Genomic DNA, 16,049 nt, shown 5'->3' with positions numbered 1-16,049 from the left:
GATATGAGTATTTTAATAAAACCTATTATCACGGAAAAAGCTACAAACGATAGTGAAGTACACAATCGTTACGCATTTGTAGTAGCGAAAAAAGCTAATAAACTAGAAATCAAAGGAGCTGTTGAAGCAGCATACGGAGTTTCTATCTTAAGTGTAAAGACGTTAAATTATCCAATCAAAAGAAATACAAAGTTTACCAAAAAAGGTTTGGTAACAGGTATTAAGAGTGGGTATAAGAAAGCGATTATACAATTAGCAGAGGGAGAAAGTATTGATTTTTATAACAATCTTTAAGAAAAGACAAACATGTCAGTTAGAAAATTAAAGCCAATAACACCAGGTCAGCGTTTTAGAGTTGTAAATGGGTTCGACACCATAACAACTGATAAGCCGGAGAAAAGTTTACTTGCTCCGAAAAAACGATCTGGAGGTCGAAACAATCAGGGTAGAATGACAACACGTAATATCGGTGGAGGTCATAAACAAAAATACCGTATTATCGATTTTAAAAGAGATAAGTTAGGTATTCCCGCAACAGTAAAAACAATAGAGTACGATCCAAATCGTACCGCATTTATTGCGCTATTAAGTTATGCTGATGGAGAAAAGCGTTATGTGATTGCACAAAACGGTTTAAAAGTAGGTCAAGTAGTGGTTTCAGGTAGTAGTATTGCTCCAGAAGTAGGAAATGCAATGTATCTAAGTGAGATTCCTTTAGGAACTACAATTTCATGTATAGAATTACGTCCAGGTCAAGGTGCTGTTATGGCGCGTTCGGCAGGTTCTTTTGCACAATTGATGGCAAGAGAAGGGAAGTATGCAACAGTGAAATTACCTTCGGGAGAAACAAGATATATCTTGTTAACTTGTTTGGCTACGGTTGGAGTGGTATCGAATTCAGATCATCAATTACTAGTTTCAGGTAAAGCTGGTAGATCAAGATGGTTGGGTAGAAGACCAAGAGTGAACGCGGTAAGAATGAACCCTGTCGATCACCCAATGGGTGGTGGTGAAGGACGTGCTTCCGGAGGACATCCAAGATCTAGAAACGGTATTCCTGCAAAAGGATTTAAGACAAGGTCGAAAACCAAAGCTAGTAATAAGTATATTTTAGAACGTAGAAAGAAATAATAAGTTATGGCAAGATCATTAAAAAAAGGACCTTTCGTTCACTATAAATTAGAGAAAAAAGTGTTAGCTAATGTAGAAGCTGGAAGTAAAACAGTAATCAAAACTTGGTCTAGAGCAAGTATGATTACTCCAGATTTTGTTGGCCAAACGATTGCTGTGCATAATGGCCGTCAGTTTGTTCCTGTATTTGTTACAGAAAACATGGTAGGGCATAAGTTAGGCGAATTTTCACCAACACGCTCTTTTAGAGGACATGCAGGTGCGAAAAATAAAGGTAAAAAATAACAGACAATGGGAGTTCGTAAAAAAAATATGGCGGATCAGTTAAAAGAAGCGAGAAAGCACCGTGCTTTCGCTAAGCTTACTAACTGTCCTACGTCACCGAGAAAAATGCGTTTAGTAGCGGATCAGGTAAGAGGAGTAGAGGTTGAGAAAGCTTTACAAATTTTAAAATTCAGCCCGAAAGAGGCGTCTATAAACTTAGAGAAATTGTTGTTGTCTGCAATTGCAAACTGGCAAGCTAAGAATGGAGATGCAGTTATTGAGGAAGCTGGATTGTTCGTGAAAACGATTTGCGTAGATAGCGCAGGAATGTTAAAAAGATTAAGACCAGCTCCACAAGGGCGTGCTCATAGAATTCGCAAGCGTTCAAATCACGTTACACTAGAGTTAGGTGCTAAGAACCTAAGTAATCAATCAAAGTAGAAATGGGACAGAAAACAAATCCAATAGGAAATCGTTTAGGAATCATCAGAGGTTGGGAGTCTAACTGGTATGGTGGAAATGACTACGGAGATAGATTAGCTGAAGATTTTAAAATCAGAGAGTACGTAAATGCTCGTTTATCTAAAGCAAGTGTATCTCGTGTAATTATTGAGCGTACTTTAAAGCTTGTTACAGTAACAATTACAACTGCAAGACCTGGAATCATAATTGGTAAAGGAGGAACAGAAGTAGACAAGTTAAAAGAAGAGCTCAAGAAAATAACAGGAAAAGAGGTTCAAATAAATATTTTTGAAATTAAGCGTCCAGAATTGGATTCTAAGTTGGTTGCAGTAAGTGTTGCACGTCAAATCGAAAATAGAATTTCTTACAAGAGAGCTATCAAAATGGCAATCCAGGCTACGATGAGAATGAATGCTGAAGGAATAAAGATTCAGATTTCAGGTCGTTTAAATGGTGCAGAGATGGCGCGTTCAGAACATTTTAAAGAAGGTAGAATTCCGCTTTCAACGTTTAGAGCAGATATCGATTATTCACTAGTTGAAGCACATACTACTTATGGAAGATTAGGTATCAAAGTGTGGATTATGAAAGGTGAGGTATATGGTAAAAGAGAATTATCTCCTTTAGTTGGTTTGTCTAAGAAGCAAGTGGGCGGAAATAAAGGTGGTGCAGATCGTGGAAAGAGACCGCAACCTCGTAGAAGAAAATAATTTTTAAAATTAGAAATTAAAAATGTTACAGCCAAAAAGAGTAAAATACCGTAAGGTACAGAAGGCGAAAGGAAATATGACTGGTATTTCTGGTAGAGGAAATCAACTTTCTAATGGAATGTTCGGTATTAAATCTATAGATCAGAATTTATTAACTTCTCGTCAAATTGAAGCAGCTCGTATTGCAGCTACACGTCACATGAAAAGAGAAGGTCAGTTATGGATTAAAGTATTTCCAGACAAGCCAATTACTAAAAAACCGTTAGAGGTTCGTATGGGTAAAGGTAAAGGAGCACCGGATCATTTCGTTGCAGTTATAAAGCCAGGTAGAATATTGTTCGAAATTGGTGGTGTACCAATGAACGTTGCAAAAGAAGCCTTACGTTTGGCAGCGCAGAAACTTCCAGTAAGAACGAAGTTTGTGGTTGCAAGAGATTTTGATATTAACGCTTAATTCGCATAGAATGAAACAATCAGAAGTAAAAGAATTATCCATTGTTGCTCTTAATGAGAAACTTGGAGCGTTGCAAAAGAATTATACCGATCTTAAAATGGCTCACGCGATTACTCCTTTGGAGAACCCGTTACAGTTGAGAAGTTTAAGAAGAACTGTAGCAAGAATTGCAACAGAATTAACAAAAAGAGAATTACAATAATTCTATAGTCAGTTTTAAAGATGGAAAAAAGAAATCTTAGAAAAGAGAGAATTGGTGTAGTTTCAAGTAGCAAAATGGAAAAGTCTATTGTTGTTGCTGAAACTAAAAGAGTTAAGCACCCGATGTACGGAAAGTTCGTATTAAAGACTAAGAAGTACGTTGCACACGACGAAAAGAATGATTGCAACGAAGGAGATACCGTTAGGATCATGGAAACAAGACCTATGAGTAAATCTAAACGTTGGAGATTAGTAGAAATCCTAGAAAGAGCTAAATAATATGTTACAGACAGAATCAAGATTAAAAGTAGCAGATAATACTGGAGCCAAAGAGGTTTTAGTGATCAGAGTTTTAGGAGGTACAAGAAAGAGATATGCAAGTATTGGAGACAAGATTGTAGTATCTGTAAAGTCTGCGACTCCAAACGGAACTGTGAAGAAAGGACAAGTGTCAAGAGCAGTTGTGGTAAGAACTAAAAAAGAAGTAAGACGTAAGGATGGATCTTATATCAGATTTGATGATAATGCTTGTGTACTTTTAAATCCTACAGAGGAGATGAGAGGAACACGTGTATTTGGTCCTGTAGCTCGTGAGCTTCGTGAGAAACAATTCATGAAAATTGTATCATTAGCACCGGAAGTGCTTTAACATTATAACAAAATGAAGAAGTTTAAAATAAAATCAGGAGATACTGTAAAAGTAATCGCTGGAGACCATAAGGGATCTGAAGGGAAAGTTTTGCAAATCATTAGGGAGAAGGATAGAGTGTTGGTAGAAGGCGTGAATTTAGTTTCTAAGCACACCAAGCCAAGCGCACAAAAGCCCCAAGGTGGTATTGTAAAGAAAGAGGCATCACTTCATATTTCTAACGTGATGTTAGTGGAAGAAGGAGTTGCTGTAAGAGTAGGTTATCAGGTTGATGGAGATGCTAAGACTAGAGTCTCTAAAAAAACTAAAAAATAAGAATAATCATGAGTTACGTACCAAGATTAAAAGCAGAATACAAAGAAAGAGTGGTAAAAGCTCTTACTGAGGAATTCAGTTATAAGAATGTAATGCAGGTGCCAAAATTAGAAAAAATAGTTATTTCTAAAGGTGTTGGTGCTGCGATTGCAGATAAGAAATTAATAGATTATGCCATTGAAGAATTGACTAAAATTACAGGTCAAAAGGCGATATCTACGATGTCTAAAAAGGATGTTGCATCTTTTAAATTACGTAAGGGAATGCCAATTGGTGTGAAGGTTACGTTGAGAGGGGTTAAAATGTATGAGTTTTTAGATAGATTAGTTACTGCTTCTTTACCTCGAGTAAGAGACTTTAACGGTATAAAGGCAAATGGATTTGATGGTAGAGGTAATTACAATTTAGGAATTACTGAGCAAATCATTTACCCAGAAATAAATATTGACCAAGTGAAGAAGATCAATGGTATGGACATTACATTTGTAACGTCAGCAGCTACTGATAAGGAGGCGAAGTCACTATTAGGAGAATTAGGTTTACCGTTCAAAAAAAATTAAGAGATGGCTAAAGAATCAATGAAAGCTCGCGAACGTAAGAGAGCAAGCACGGTTGCAAAGTATGCTGAGAAAAGAAAAGCATTGAAAGATGCAGGTGATTATTTGGGTTTACAAAAATTACCAAAGAATGCTTCTCCAGTTAGAATGCACAACAGATGTAAATTAACAGGACGTCCAAAGGGATATATGAGACAGTTCGGTCTATCACGAGTTACATTTCGTGAAATGGCAAATCAAGGGTTGATACCAGGAGTCAAAAAGGCAAGTTGGTAGTATCCAAAAATAAAGCTTAAAAATAAAAATAGAATGTGTATATTTGCGCGCTCTATTTTTTTGGGTAAAAGAATTTTAACTGATTGTAGGTTCAAATATCACGGAGAATCCGTAGCACAAATAGAGGTGTTTGAAAACCATAATCGCAATATAAATAAGTATGTATACAGATCCAATCGCGGATTTTTTAACGAGAGTTAGAAATGCAATCGCAGCAGGGCACAGAGTAGTGGAAATTCCAGCTTCAAACTTGAAGAAGGAAATGACTAAGATTTTGTTTGATCAAGGTTTTATTTTAAGTTATCAGTTCAATGACAATAAGGTTCAGGGAGCAATCAAGATCGCTTTAAAATACGACAGAGAAACAAAGGAGTCAGTAATTAGAAAAATTCAACGTATCAGTACACCAGGTTTACGTAAATACGTTGGCTCATCAGAGATGCCAAGAGTATTGAACGGGCTTGGAATTGCTATTGTGTCAACATCGAAGGGTGTTATGACGAACAAAAAAGCACGTCTTGAGAACGTTGGAGGAGAAGTTTTATGTTACGTTTATTAAATCTTAAGAAATGAGTAGAATAGGAAAAAATCCCGTTAGCATTTCACAAGGTGTAGATGTTAACATAGAGAATAACGTGGTAATTGTCAAAGGAAAATTGGGTACGTTAACTCAGAAAATTTCAGATGGCATTACAGTTAAAATTGAAGATGGTATTATCACTCTTGATAGAACATCGGAAAGTAAAGACCATAAAGCACAACATGGTTTAATGAGAGCTTTGATCAATAACATGATTGAAGGTGTAAGCAAAGGTTGGACAAAAGATTTAGAGTTGGTAGGTGTAGGTTATAGAGCATCAAACCAAGGACAGAAATTAGATTTAGCTTTAGGTTTCTCTCATAATATTGTTTTAGAAATTGCTCCAGAGGTGAATATTGAAACAATATCTGAGAAAGGGAAAAACCCAATCATTAAATTATCTTCATTTGACAAACAGTTAGTAGGTCAAATAGCTGCAAAGATTCGTTCTTTCAGAGCTCCAGAGCCTTACAAAGGTAAAGGTGTTAAGTTTGTTGGTGAAATATTAAGAAGAAAAGCAGGTAAATCTGCATAATACATAGCATTATGGCATTATCAAAGCTACAAAGAAGAGCTAGAATTAAGCGTAGAATTAGAAAGATTATTTCTGGTACTGCTACCAAACCAAGATTATCGGTTTTTAGAAGTAATAAAGAAATTTACGCCCAAATAGTAGACGATGTAAACGGAGTAACATTAGCTTCGGTTTCATCACGAGATAAAGAGATAAAAGGGACTTCTAAACTAGAAGCTGCCGCAGCAGTTGGAAAGGCAATTGGTGAAAAAGCAGCGAAAGCGGGTATAGAAACAGTTGCTTTCGATAGAAATGGTTATTTATACCATGGTAGAGTTAAAGTATTAGCAGAAGCTGCAAGAGAATCTGGTTTAAAATTTTAAGAAATTATGCAAGGTTATAAAAACGTAGAAAGAGTAAAGCCAAGTGGGTTAGAGCTTGTAGATAAGTTAGTAGGAGTACAGCGTGTTACTAAAGTAACGAAAGGTGGTAGAGCATTTGGTTTCTCTGCGATTGTAGTAGTTGGTGATGGTAACGGTGTTGTTGGACATGGTTTAGGGAAATCTAAAGATGTAGCTTCCGCAATAGCGAAGGCAATTGAAGATGCCAAAAAGAATTTGATACGTATTCCTATCTTAGGAGGTACGTTGCCACATGAGCAAAAAGGAAAGTTTGGTGGAGCAAAGATCTTTATCAAGCCTGCTTCCCCTGGAACAGGAGTTATTGCCGGTGGAGCAGTACGTATGGTACTTGAATCTGTGGGTATACACGATGTATTATCAAAGTCACAAGGTTCTTCGAATCCTCACAATGCGGTAAAAGCAACTTTTAATGCATTGTTACAATTACGTAGTGCATCTGCAATTGCAAAGCAAAGAGGAATCTCTATAGAAAAGGTATTTAACGGATAAATCTAAGAACGATGGCAAGAATCAGAGTTACACAAGTAAAAAGTCAAATCGGGCGTCTTCAGAGTCAAAAAAGAACTTTAGAAGCATTGGGTTTACGCAGAATGAATCATACAGTTGAGCACGAGGCAACTCCTGCAATAGTAGGTATGGTAAATACAGTTAAACACTTAGTTTCTTTTGAAGAAATTAAATAAGACAGAAAAACATGAGTTTACATAATTTAACACCAGCAGTAGGTTCCATTAAAAAGGGAAAGAGAATTGCAAGGGGTGAAGGTTCTGGAAAAGGTGGTACCGCTACAAGAGGTCACAATGGACAGAAATCTCGCTCAGGGTATTCTAAGAAGATTGGTTTTGAAGGGGGACAGATGCCACTTCAAAGACGTGTGCCTAAATTTGGATTTACGAACATAAACCGCAAGGAATATCAAGGGATCAATTTAGACAAAATACAAGCTTTAGTAGATAGTGGAAAAATAACAGATACTTTGAGTTTAGAAACTTTAATTATTCATAGATTAGCAGGCAAAAATGAGCTTGTTAAGATTCTAGGTAATGGAGAATTAAAGGCGAAACTAAATATAACTGTACATAAGTTCACAGCAACAGCAAAAGCGGCGATTGAAGCTGCTGGAGGTCAGGCTGTAGCTTTATAAGAAACGTAAAGGATGAAGTTTATTAATACACTAAAAGACATTTTTAAGATTGAAGAATTAAAGAACAAAATTCTTCTTACGATCGGACTAATTGCGGTTTACCGTTTTATGGCGGCTGTTCCATTACCTGGAATAGATCCATTACAGTTGACAGCGTTAAAAGAAAGTACTTCGGGAGGTCTTTTAGGATTATTGAATGCATTTACGGGAGGGGCATTTGCTAGAGCATCAGTTATGGCGCTTGGTATAATGCCTTATATTTCAGCATCTATTGTAGTTCAATTGATGGGAATCGCGGTTCCTTATTTACAAAAACTACAGAAAGATGGTGAAAGTGGTAGAAAGAAAATTACACAAATAACGCGTTGGTTGACAATCGCTATTACATTGGTGCAAGCACCAACGTATATTACTGCGATAAAAACTCAATTTAATTTACCTCCAGAGGCTTTTTTAGTTGGTGGAGCTACATTTTGGGTATCCTCGATCATTATTTTAACTGCAGGTACAGTTTTTGCTATGTGGTTAGGGGAACGCATCACTGATAAAGGGATTGGTAATGGAATCTCACTGTTAATAACAGTGGGTATTATTGCAAATTTTCCCGCAGCATTTTTGCAGGAATTTGTGTCCAAAACGACCAATGCAGGTGCCGGTGGCGTAATGATGATTTTAATTGAGATTATTATGTGGTTTGTTGTAATTTTATTAACAGTCCTTTTAGTTACTGCGGTTCGTAAGATTGCGGTGCAGTACGCAAGAAGGAATGTAGCAGGAAGCGCTCAAAATGTTGCTGGTTCAAGAGATTATATTCCTTTGAAATTAAATGCGGCTGGAGTGATGCCAATAATTTTTGCACAAGCAATCATGTTTTTACCTTTAGCATTGGGACAAAGGTTTCCTGCCTTAGTAGGATTGACAAATCCTAATGGATGGCAATACAACGTCATTTTTGCTTTGTTGATAATTATTTTTAGTTATTTCTATACGGCAATAACGATTCCTACAAATAAAATGGCTGAAGATCTAAAAAGGAGTGGAGGTTTTATACCAGGAATTAGACCAGGTAAAGATACAGCAGATAGGTTAGATAGTATTTTGTCAAGAATAACGTTCCCAGGATCTTTGTTTTTAGCGGCACTATCAATTTTACCAGCAATTGTAGTTCAGTTTGGAGTGCAACAAGGTTGGGCAATGTTTTATGGAGGTACCTCTTTAATCATTATGGTAGGTGTAGCAATTGACACCATGCAACAAATTAATTCGTATTTATTAAACAATCATTATGATGGTTTAATGAAAGCGGGAAACAGCAATAGAAAATCGAATAAATAATATATGGCTAAACAATCAGCAATTCAACAAGACGGAACCATTACAGAGGCATTGTCTAATGCGATGTTTCGTGTCGAATTAGAAAATGGTCATATTGTTACGGCACACATTTCTGGTAAAATGCGAATGCATTATATTAAATTGTTACCTGGAGACAAGGTGAAATTAGAAATGAGTCCATACGATTTATCAAAGGCAAGAATAACTTACAGATACTAATTATAAAAACCAAACAGATGAAAGTTAGAGCATCAGTTAAAAAAAGAAGTGCCGACTGCAAAATAGTGCGCAGGAAAGGTAGATTATATGTGATTAATAAACAAAATCCTAGATTTAAACAAAGACAAGGGTAATGGCAAGAATAGCAGGTATTGATATTCCAAAGAACAAAAGAGGAGTTATTGCTTTAACTTACATCTTCGGTATTGGAAGCAGCAGAGCTAAAAAAGTTTTAGCGGAAGCAAAAGTAGACGAGAGTATTAAGGTTCAAGAATGGACGGATGACCAAATCGCAGCAATTAGAGAGCAAGTAGGTTCTTTTACAATTGAAGGGGAGTTGCGTTCAGAAGTTCAGATAAACATCAAACGTTTGATGGATATTGGTTGTCAAAGAGGGATACGCCACAGACTTGGTTTACCTTTAAGAGGACAGCGAACTAAAAACAATTCTCGTACAAGAAAAGGTAAGAGAAAAACCGTAGCTAACAAGAAAAAATAAAGTTAGACAAGTAATAAAGATCTGATAATAGAAATACTATAAAATTAGAAAACTAAATTACTAAAACTGAATCATTATGGCAAAAGCAAGTTCAAAAAAACGTAAGGTAATTATTGATGCAGTTGGAGAAGCGCACGTAACGGCGTCTTTTAACAACATCATTATTTCTTTGACAAATAAAAAAGGTGACGTGATATCGTGGTCGTCTGCAGGTAAAATGGGTTTTAGAGGTTCTAAAAAGAATACTCCGTATGCAGCTCAATTAGCAGCAGAAGACTGTTCCGCAGTCGCAAAAGAAGCAGGTTTACGTAAAGTAAAAGTGTATGTGAAAGGACCGGGAAATGGTAGAGAATCAGCTATCAGATCAATTCATAATGCAGGTATTGAAGTAACAGAAATTATTGATGTTACCCCAATTCCTCACAACGGATGTCGCCCACCAAAAAGAAGAAGAGTATAATTAAATATTTTAACCTATTGGGAATTAGATTATCGAAGGATTAGCCTTAATTCATAATCCCTAATTATAACAACAAAGAAATGGCAAGATATACAGGACCAAAGACCAAAATTGCACGTAAATTTGGCGAAGCAATTTTCGGCGAAGACAAGAACTTCGAAAAAAGAAATTATCCTCCAGGACAGCATGGAAATGCAAGAAGACGAGGAAAAAAATCAGAATATGCTACTCAATTAATGGAGAAGCAAAAAGCGAAATATACCTATGGTATTTTAGAGCGTCAATTTAGTAACTTATTTAAAAAGGCATCTGCTTCTCAAGGGATTACAGGTGAAATTTTGGTACAGTTATGTGAATCTCGATTAGACAATGTAGTTTACAGAATGGGAGTTTCAACTTCTAGAAGTGGAGCACGTCAGCTGGTTTCTCACAGACACATTACTGTGAATGGGGAAATTGTGAACGTACCCTCGTACAATCTTCTTGAGGGAGATGTTGTTGCGGTAAGAGAGAAGTCTAAATCGATACAAGCTATTGAAGATTCATTAGCATCTAATAGCAATGTATATGAATGGTTGACTTGGAATTCGGATAAAAAAGAAGGTACTTTTGTAAAGGTGCCAGCAAGACTTCAGATTCCAGAAAATATCAAAGAGCAGTTAATCGTAGAATTATATTCTAAGTAATAAATTAATCATATTGGAGTTTAGCCAAAGGGTTTATAAGTACTTCTTCAGACTTATTTTCCGCGCAACTAGATGACAATTAAAAAGAAGAAATATGGCAATTTTAAATTTTCAAAAACCCGATAAAGTAATCATGATTGAATCTACTGATTTTTCAGGTAGATTTGAGTTCAGACCGCTAGAGCCAGGTTTTGGTTTAACAGTAGGAAACGCTTTAAGAAGAGTACTTTTATCGTCGTTAGAAGGATTTGCAATCACCTCATTAAGACTAGATGGAGTAGAACATGAGTTTTCTACTGTCTCTGGTGTTGTTGAAGATGTAACAGAAATAATATTAAATTTAAAGCAGGTTCGTTTTAAAAAGCAAATTGAGGAAACAGACAGAGAAACTGTTTCGATTTCCGTTTCAGGTCAAGAGCAGTTTACTGCTGGTGATTTACAGAAATTTATTTCAGGGTTTCAGGTTTTAAATCCAGATTTAGTTATCTGTAACATGGATAAATCTGTGAAGTTGAATGCAGAGATAACAATAGAAAAAGGAAGAGGGTTTGTTCCTGCAGAAGAGAATAAAAAAGCATCTGCTCCCATAGGAACAATCTTTACAGACTCTATTTACACGCCAATCAAGAATGTAAAGTACGCAGTTGAAAACTTCCGTGTAGAGCAGAAAACCGATTATGAAAAATTGGTTTTTGATATTGATACGGATGGATCAATCAGTCCTAAGGATGCGTTAACAGAAGCAGCTAAGATTTTAATACACCACTTTATGTTATTCTCTGATGAGCGTATCACTTTAGAGGCAGATGAAATAGCACAAACTGAAACATATGATGAGGAGTCATTGCACATGCGTCAGTTATTAAAAACAAGATTGATTGACATGGATTTATCTGTGAGAGCTTTAAATTGTTTAAAGGCGGCAGAAGTAGATACATTAGGGGATTTAGTATCTTTTAATAAAAGTGATTTAATGAAATTTAGAAACTTTGGAAAAAAATCTTTAACAGAACTAGAAGAGTTAGTTATTGTGAAGGGATTAAGTTTTGGAATGGATTTAAGTAAATATAAGTTAGACAGAGATTAATCATTCATATTTTGCTCCTCAAAAAGAGTTGATGCAAGATGAAAGTTCAAAACAAAGGTCATGAGACACGGAAAAAAGCACAATCATTTAGGAAGAACAACTTCGCATAGAAAGGCGATGTTGTCAAATATGACTTGCTCATTAATAGAGCACAAGCGTATCAATACAACAGTGGCAAAAGCAAAAGCATTAAGAGTGTATGCAGAACCATTAATCACCAAGTCAAAATCAGATACAACGCACAATAGACGTATCGTTTTTTCTCATCTTCGTGATAAGGAAGCAGTAACAGAGTTGTTTAAGGAAATATCTGTGAAGGTTGCAGACAGACCAGGTGGATATTTACGTATAATCAAGCTAGGAAACCGTCAGGGAGATAATGCTCCGATGGCAATGGTAGAATTAGTTGATTATAACGAGATATATAATCCTAATGGAAATAAAGTAAAGAAAACTACAAGAAGAGGAAGAAGCAAAAAAGTTGAAACTCCGGAAGTAGAAGGTACTGTAACTGAAGAGAAATCTGAAGAAGAGTAAATGAGGCTTTGTTAAGTTATAAAAAAAGGGATAAACGTTTACGTTTATCCCTTTTTTTATAACTTGGTTTAATAGGATCGCCTTTCGGGGACAATCTATTTTTATTGATAATGCGCTGTTTCTTGGATACAATCAAATCTATGTTAAGAGAAGCATGAAAAAAAAGAAAATGTTGTCGTGCAGATTGGAATGGATGATACTTATAAACGGATGTAGCAGAGTAGAATTTATTCTATAACCCCAGAATGCAGTCAGTCCATTTTAGGTTTAAAAACGAGATTAAAGTTTAAAAAAGAAGAACGAGCACTGTTTATTTTTTTATATTTTTACATTAATTAATACAACAACCGATAATGAAATATCAAACAAGAAAGAAGGCATTGGTGCTATTGGCTGATGGTACTATATTTTATGGCAAGTCTGTAGGTATCGAAGGCACTGCAACAGGAGAGATTTGTTTCAATACAGGGATGACTGGATATCAAGAGATATTTACAGATCCGTCCTATTTTGGGCAGATGATGGTCACTGCGAATGCGCATATCGGAAACTATGGTGTAAATGATGAGGAAGTAGAGTCTGATGGTATTAAAATATCAGGATTAATTTGTAGAAATTTTAGTTTTACGCATTCTAGAGTAGATTCAGATGGAAATCTAAAAGATTGGTTTGAAAAACATAATATTGTAGCGATTTCTGACGTAGATACAAGAGCATTGGTAGCTTATATAAGAGATAATGGTGCTATGAACGCTATTATTTCTACTGAAATTGAAGATGTAGCTGCTTTAAAAAAGAAGTTGTCAGAAGTGCCTTCTATGGAAGGTTTAGAACTTGCCTCTAAAGTTTCAACGAAAAAGGCGTATTTCGTAGGTGATGAAAATGCAACGATAAGAATTGCTGCTTTAGATATCGGAATTAAGAAGAATATTTTAAGAAATTTAGCAAAAAGAGGTGCCTATATTAAGGTGTTTCCTTTTGATGCTGTATTTTCGGATCTTGAGGAGTTCATACCAAATGGATATTTTATTTCAAATGGGCCTGGAGATCCAGCACCGCTGAAAGCGGCACAAGAGCTGGCAAAGGAAATTATTAAAAGAGATTTGCCGTTATTTGGTATTTGTTTAGGACATCAGGTTATTGCGTTGGCAAACGGTATTTCTACCTACAAAATGCACAATGGTCATAGAGGGATCAACCACCCAGTTAAAAACTTAGTAACGGGCAAAGGAGAGATTACTTCTCAAAATCACGGTTTCGCAATTAACAAGGAAGAAACCGTTCAGAATGAAAATATAGAAATTACACACGTGCATTTAAATGATCACACAGTGGCGGGGATACGGTTAAAAAATAAACCTGTTTTTTCGGTGCAATATCATCCAGAAGCGAGTCCAGGACCGCATGATTCGGAATATTTATTTGATCAATTTATAGACATGATAAAAACAAGCAATCTTGTATAGTCTGGTTGGGTTTTTCAGATCACAAACAGTATTTTAAGAACTATTTTTATGTTAAACTTTAGAAACAGCCACTCAATTCAATTGAGTGGATGTTTTTTGTTCAATTTTAGCAAACGTTTTCGTAATTAACTGAAGACTATTTATCAAATGCTTCGTACATTTTGTAAATTAGCGAATAAATAGGTAAATTAATTAAACACAATATATAATGAGTATTATTATAAGCGTTCATGCCCGTCAGATTTTTGATTCTAGAGGAAATCCAACAGTAGAAGTAGATGTAACTACAGAAAATGGAATTTTAGGAAGAGCTGCGGTTCCTTCAGGTGCTTCTACAGGAGAACACGAAGCGGTAGAACTTAGAGATGGTGGTAAAGATTACATGGGTAAAGGTGTTTTAAATGCCGTTAAAAATGTAAATCAAATAATTGCGGCTGAGTTGTTAGGTGTTTCTGTTTTTGAGCAGAACGCAATTGACAAACTAATGATCGCTTTAGATGGTACGCCGAATAAATCTAAATTAGGGGCGAATGCCATTTTAGGAGTCTCCTTAGCAGTATCAAAGGCAGCGGCAAACGAACTAGGGATGCCGTTGTATCGGTATATTGGTGGCGTTTCAGCAAATACTTTACCCGTACCGATGATGAATATTATCAATGGGGGATCGCATTCTGACGCACCTATTGCTTTTCAAGAGTTTATGGTAATGCCAGTGAAAGCAGCAACTTTTTCGAAAGCAATGCAAATGGGTTCTGAAATTTTTCACAATCTAAAAAAAGTATTACATGATAGAAATTTATCCACAGCAGTGGGTGATGAGGGTGGTTTTGCTCCAAATTTACCAGGCGGAACAGAAGATGCGTTGGAAACAATTGCGATTGCAGTGAGCAACGCAGGATATACTTTAGGAGATGATATTATGATTGCCTTAGATTGTGCTGCTGCAGAATTTTATGTGGATGGAAATTACGACTATTCTAAGTTCGAGGGAGAAACTGGAAAAGTGCGATCTTCAAAAGAACAGGCAGATTATTTAGCCGATTTATCTGAAAAGTATCCGATCATTTCTATTGAAGACGGTATGGATGAAAACGATTGGGAAGGGTGGAAATACCTAACAGAAAAGATTGGACACAAAGTGCAGTTAGTCGGAGATGACTTGTTTGTGACAAATGTAGAGCGCTTGTCAAGAGGTATAGAAAATAATATTGCAAATTCTATTTTAATTAAAGTAAATCAAATAGGGACTTTAACAGAAACGATTGCAGCGGTGAATATGGCTAAAAATGCTGGTTATACTTCTGTAATGTCTCACAGATCTGGAGAAACAGAAGACAATACAATTGCAGATTTAGCAGTTGCTTTAAACTGTGGCCAAATTAAAACAGGTTCGGCATCGCGTTCCGATAGAATGGCGAAGTACAATCAATTATTAAGAATAGAAGAGGAATTAGGAGATGTTGCCTATTTCCCTAAGGAAAAAGCTTTTAATATTTAAGTTATATTTTTTCAAGAAGTAAAAAAGATTGTCTGAAAAGACAATCTTTTTTTGTTTTAAGATACAATTGATTTTGTCAAGCTTCTTAAGGACTTTAGTTTAAGAAACAGTTTATGAGCGCTATCCCTTTATTTAGAAGAGAGTATAGTCAATATTAGTAAAGCTGTTATTTTAAAATTACCAACGCCTAAATACTATTTAAACCAATTGAAGAGTATATCTATTCGTAGGATCCAATCAGAATGAAGTAGAGGCAAATCAACCGAGTTGCGAAAAAGCTGTTAAAAATGGGATAATAGCACCTTTAGCGCCCTGCTGGTGGAGGGAAGAGACGCATAGAGGTGTATATGCATCGTAACTTGGGTATGTTTTAAGAATTAAAAAGTTAATTCTAAAAATGTACTTGAAGTATTTTTTTCTTGTCGTGGCAAACAAAGATTTTTCGCGTCTTAATCTTTCAAGGATTCATTGCAAAAGTTAGAGTGTTGAAAAAGTAATACCCAAAGTTTCTTTTTTTTTAGAAAAATCATTTTTATTTTTAACAAGAGACTTGTGTTTTCGGTATCACACATATAATAAAATG

General features: G+C 35.8%; 28 protein-coding genes. All 28 read left to right on the top strand.

Annotated features, from left to right (window positions below; translation table 11 throughout):
- Positions 1-3 precede the first annotated feature (3 nt).
- A complete protein-coding gene (rplW, locus tag PI23P_RS00605) occupies positions 4-294 on the top strand; it encodes a 50S ribosomal protein L23 (RefSeq protein WP_004568741.1) in 291 nt (96 codons plus the stop codon).
- Positions 295-306: 12 nt separating this feature from the next.
- Positions 307-1,131: a 50S ribosomal protein L2 gene (rplB, locus tag PI23P_RS00600; RefSeq protein WP_004568740.1), complete on the top strand. Its 825-nt coding sequence runs from the start codon at positions 307-309 to the stop codon at positions 1,129-1,131.
- A 6-nt stretch (positions 1,132-1,137) separates the two neighbouring features.
- A complete protein-coding gene (rpsS, locus tag PI23P_RS00595) occupies positions 1,138-1,416 on the top strand; it encodes a 30S ribosomal protein S19 (RefSeq protein WP_004568739.1) in 279 nt (92 codons plus the stop codon).
- Between the two features lie 6 nt (positions 1,417-1,422).
- Positions 1,423-1,836, top strand: coding sequence for a 50S ribosomal protein L22 (gene rplV, locus PI23P_RS00590; RefSeq protein WP_004568738.1), 414 nt, complete (start codon positions 1,423-1,425; stop codon positions 1,834-1,836).
- A 2-nt stretch (positions 1,837-1,838) separates the two neighbouring features.
- Positions 1,839-2,567 (top strand): 30S ribosomal protein S3, encoded by a 729-nt coding sequence (gene rpsC / locus PI23P_RS00585; protein WP_004568737.1) that lies wholly within the window; start codon positions 1,839-1,841, stop codon positions 2,565-2,567.
- A gap of 22 nt (positions 2,568-2,589) precedes the next feature.
- On the top strand, positions 2,590-3,021 hold the full coding sequence (gene rplP, locus PI23P_RS00580; protein WP_004568736.1) for a 50S ribosomal protein L16: 432 nt from the start codon (positions 2,590-2,592) through the stop codon (positions 3,019-3,021).
- 10 nt (positions 3,022-3,031) lie between these two features.
- The gene (rpmC, locus tag PI23P_RS00575) at positions 3,032-3,223 is read left to right on the top strand and encodes a 50S ribosomal protein L29 (RefSeq protein WP_004568735.1); all 192 of its coding nucleotides are present in this window, start codon (positions 3,032-3,034) and stop codon (positions 3,221-3,223) included.
- Between the two features lie 20 nt (positions 3,224-3,243).
- The gene (rpsQ, locus tag PI23P_RS00570) at positions 3,244-3,501 is read left to right on the top strand and encodes a 30S ribosomal protein S17 (protein WP_004568734.1); all 258 of its coding nucleotides are present in this window, start codon (positions 3,244-3,246) and stop codon (positions 3,499-3,501) included.
- A gap of 1 nt (position 3,502) precedes the next feature.
- Positions 3,503-3,871, top strand: a complete 369-nt coding sequence (gene rplN / locus PI23P_RS00565; protein WP_004568733.1) for a 50S ribosomal protein L14 — start codon at positions 3,503-3,505, stop codon at positions 3,869-3,871.
- Between the two features lie 12 nt (positions 3,872-3,883).
- Positions 3,884-4,186, top strand: coding sequence for a 50S ribosomal protein L24 (rplX, locus tag PI23P_RS00560; RefSeq protein ID WP_004568732.1), 303 nt, complete (start codon positions 3,884-3,886; stop codon positions 4,184-4,186).
- Between the two features lie 8 nt (positions 4,187-4,194).
- Entirely contained in the window at positions 4,195-4,746 is a 552-nt protein-coding gene (rplE, locus tag PI23P_RS00555) for a 50S ribosomal protein L5 (protein WP_004568731.1), read from the top strand.
- A 3-nt stretch (positions 4,747-4,749) separates the two neighbouring features.
- On the top strand, positions 4,750-5,019 hold the full coding sequence (rpsN, locus tag PI23P_RS00550) for a 30S ribosomal protein S14 (protein ID WP_004568730.1): 270 nt from the start codon (positions 4,750-4,752) through the stop codon (positions 5,017-5,019).
- Between the two features lie 160 nt (positions 5,020-5,179).
- Positions 5,180-5,578, top strand: a complete 399-nt coding sequence (gene rpsH, locus PI23P_RS00545) for a 30S ribosomal protein S8 (RefSeq protein ID WP_004568729.1) — start codon at positions 5,180-5,182, stop codon at positions 5,576-5,578.
- A 10-nt stretch (positions 5,579-5,588) separates the two neighbouring features.
- Positions 5,589-6,134, top strand: a complete 546-nt coding sequence (gene rplF / locus PI23P_RS00540) for a 50S ribosomal protein L6 (protein WP_004568728.1) — start codon at positions 5,589-5,591, stop codon at positions 6,132-6,134.
- Positions 6,135-6,145: 11 nt separating this feature from the next.
- Positions 6,146-6,496, top strand: coding sequence for a 50S ribosomal protein L18 (rplR, locus tag PI23P_RS00535; RefSeq protein ID WP_004568727.1), 351 nt, complete (start codon positions 6,146-6,148; stop codon positions 6,494-6,496).
- A gap of 3 nt (positions 6,497-6,499) precedes the next feature.
- Complete coding sequence (rpsE, locus tag PI23P_RS00530) at positions 6,500-7,024, top strand: 30S ribosomal protein S5 (protein WP_026288769.1); 525 nt, start codon at positions 6,500-6,502, stop codon at positions 7,022-7,024.
- A gap of 11 nt (positions 7,025-7,035) precedes the next feature.
- Positions 7,036-7,218 carry a 50S ribosomal protein L30 gene (rpmD, locus tag PI23P_RS00525; RefSeq protein WP_004568725.1) on the top strand — a complete coding sequence of 61 codons (183 nt, stop codon included), beginning with the start codon at positions 7,036-7,038 and terminating at the stop codon, positions 7,216-7,218.
- A gap of 11 nt (positions 7,219-7,229) precedes the next feature.
- Positions 7,230-7,679: a 50S ribosomal protein L15 gene (gene rplO, locus PI23P_RS00520; RefSeq protein ID WP_004568724.1), complete on the top strand. Its 450-nt coding sequence runs from the start codon at positions 7,230-7,232 to the stop codon at positions 7,677-7,679.
- A gap of 12 nt (positions 7,680-7,691) precedes the next feature.
- Positions 7,692-9,014: a preprotein translocase subunit SecY gene (gene secY, locus PI23P_RS00515; protein ID WP_004568723.1), complete on the top strand. Its 1,323-nt coding sequence runs from the start codon at positions 7,692-7,694 to the stop codon at positions 9,012-9,014.
- A 3-nt stretch (positions 9,015-9,017) separates the two neighbouring features.
- On the top strand, positions 9,018-9,233 hold the full coding sequence (gene infA / locus PI23P_RS00510) for a translation initiation factor IF-1 (protein WP_004568721.1): 216 nt from the start codon (positions 9,018-9,020) through the stop codon (positions 9,231-9,233).
- A 17-nt stretch (positions 9,234-9,250) separates the two neighbouring features.
- Positions 9,251-9,367, top strand: a complete 117-nt coding sequence (gene ykgO, locus PI23P_RS12290) for a type B 50S ribosomal protein L36 (protein ID WP_004568720.1) — start codon at positions 9,251-9,253, stop codon at positions 9,365-9,367.
- Complete coding sequence (gene rpsM / locus PI23P_RS00505; RefSeq protein WP_004568719.1) at positions 9,367-9,732, top strand: 30S ribosomal protein S13; 366 nt, start codon at positions 9,367-9,369, stop codon at positions 9,730-9,732. The genes ykgO and rpsM overlap by 1 nt, the downstream gene beginning before the upstream one ends.
- A gap of 76 nt (positions 9,733-9,808) precedes the next feature.
- Positions 9,809-10,192 (top strand): 30S ribosomal protein S11, encoded by a 384-nt coding sequence (gene rpsK / locus PI23P_RS00500; protein WP_004568718.1) that lies wholly within the window; start codon positions 9,809-9,811, stop codon positions 10,190-10,192.
- Between the two features lie 80 nt (positions 10,193-10,272).
- Positions 10,273-10,878, top strand: a complete 606-nt coding sequence (gene rpsD, locus PI23P_RS00495) for a 30S ribosomal protein S4 (protein WP_004568717.1) — start codon at positions 10,273-10,275, stop codon at positions 10,876-10,878.
- 94 nt (positions 10,879-10,972) lie between these two features.
- Positions 10,973-11,965 (top strand): DNA-directed RNA polymerase subunit alpha, encoded by a 993-nt coding sequence (locus tag PI23P_RS00490; RefSeq protein ID WP_004568716.1) that lies wholly within the window; start codon positions 10,973-10,975, stop codon positions 11,963-11,965.
- 60 nt (positions 11,966-12,025) lie between these two features.
- Positions 12,026-12,502, top strand: coding sequence for a 50S ribosomal protein L17 (gene rplQ, locus PI23P_RS00485; RefSeq protein ID WP_004568715.1), 477 nt, complete (start codon positions 12,026-12,028; stop codon positions 12,500-12,502).
- Between the two features lie 353 nt (positions 12,503-12,855).
- Positions 12,856-13,968, top strand: coding sequence for a glutamine-hydrolyzing carbamoyl-phosphate synthase small subunit (gene carA / locus PI23P_RS00480; protein ID WP_004568714.1), 1,113 nt, complete (start codon positions 12,856-12,858; stop codon positions 13,966-13,968).
- Positions 13,969-14,176: 208 nt separating this feature from the next.
- Positions 14,177-15,466 (top strand): phosphopyruvate hydratase, encoded by a 1,290-nt coding sequence (gene eno, locus PI23P_RS00475; RefSeq protein WP_004568713.1) that lies wholly within the window; start codon positions 14,177-14,179, stop codon positions 15,464-15,466.
- The last annotated feature ends 583 nt before the right edge of the window (positions 15,467-16,049 follow it).

The organism is Polaribacter irgensii 23-P, assembly GCF_000153225.1.
Classification (GTDB): domain Bacteria; phylum Bacteroidota; class Bacteroidia; order Flavobacteriales; family Flavobacteriaceae; genus Polaribacter; species Polaribacter irgensii.
This window is presented reverse-complemented; position numbering and strand designations above follow the sequence as displayed.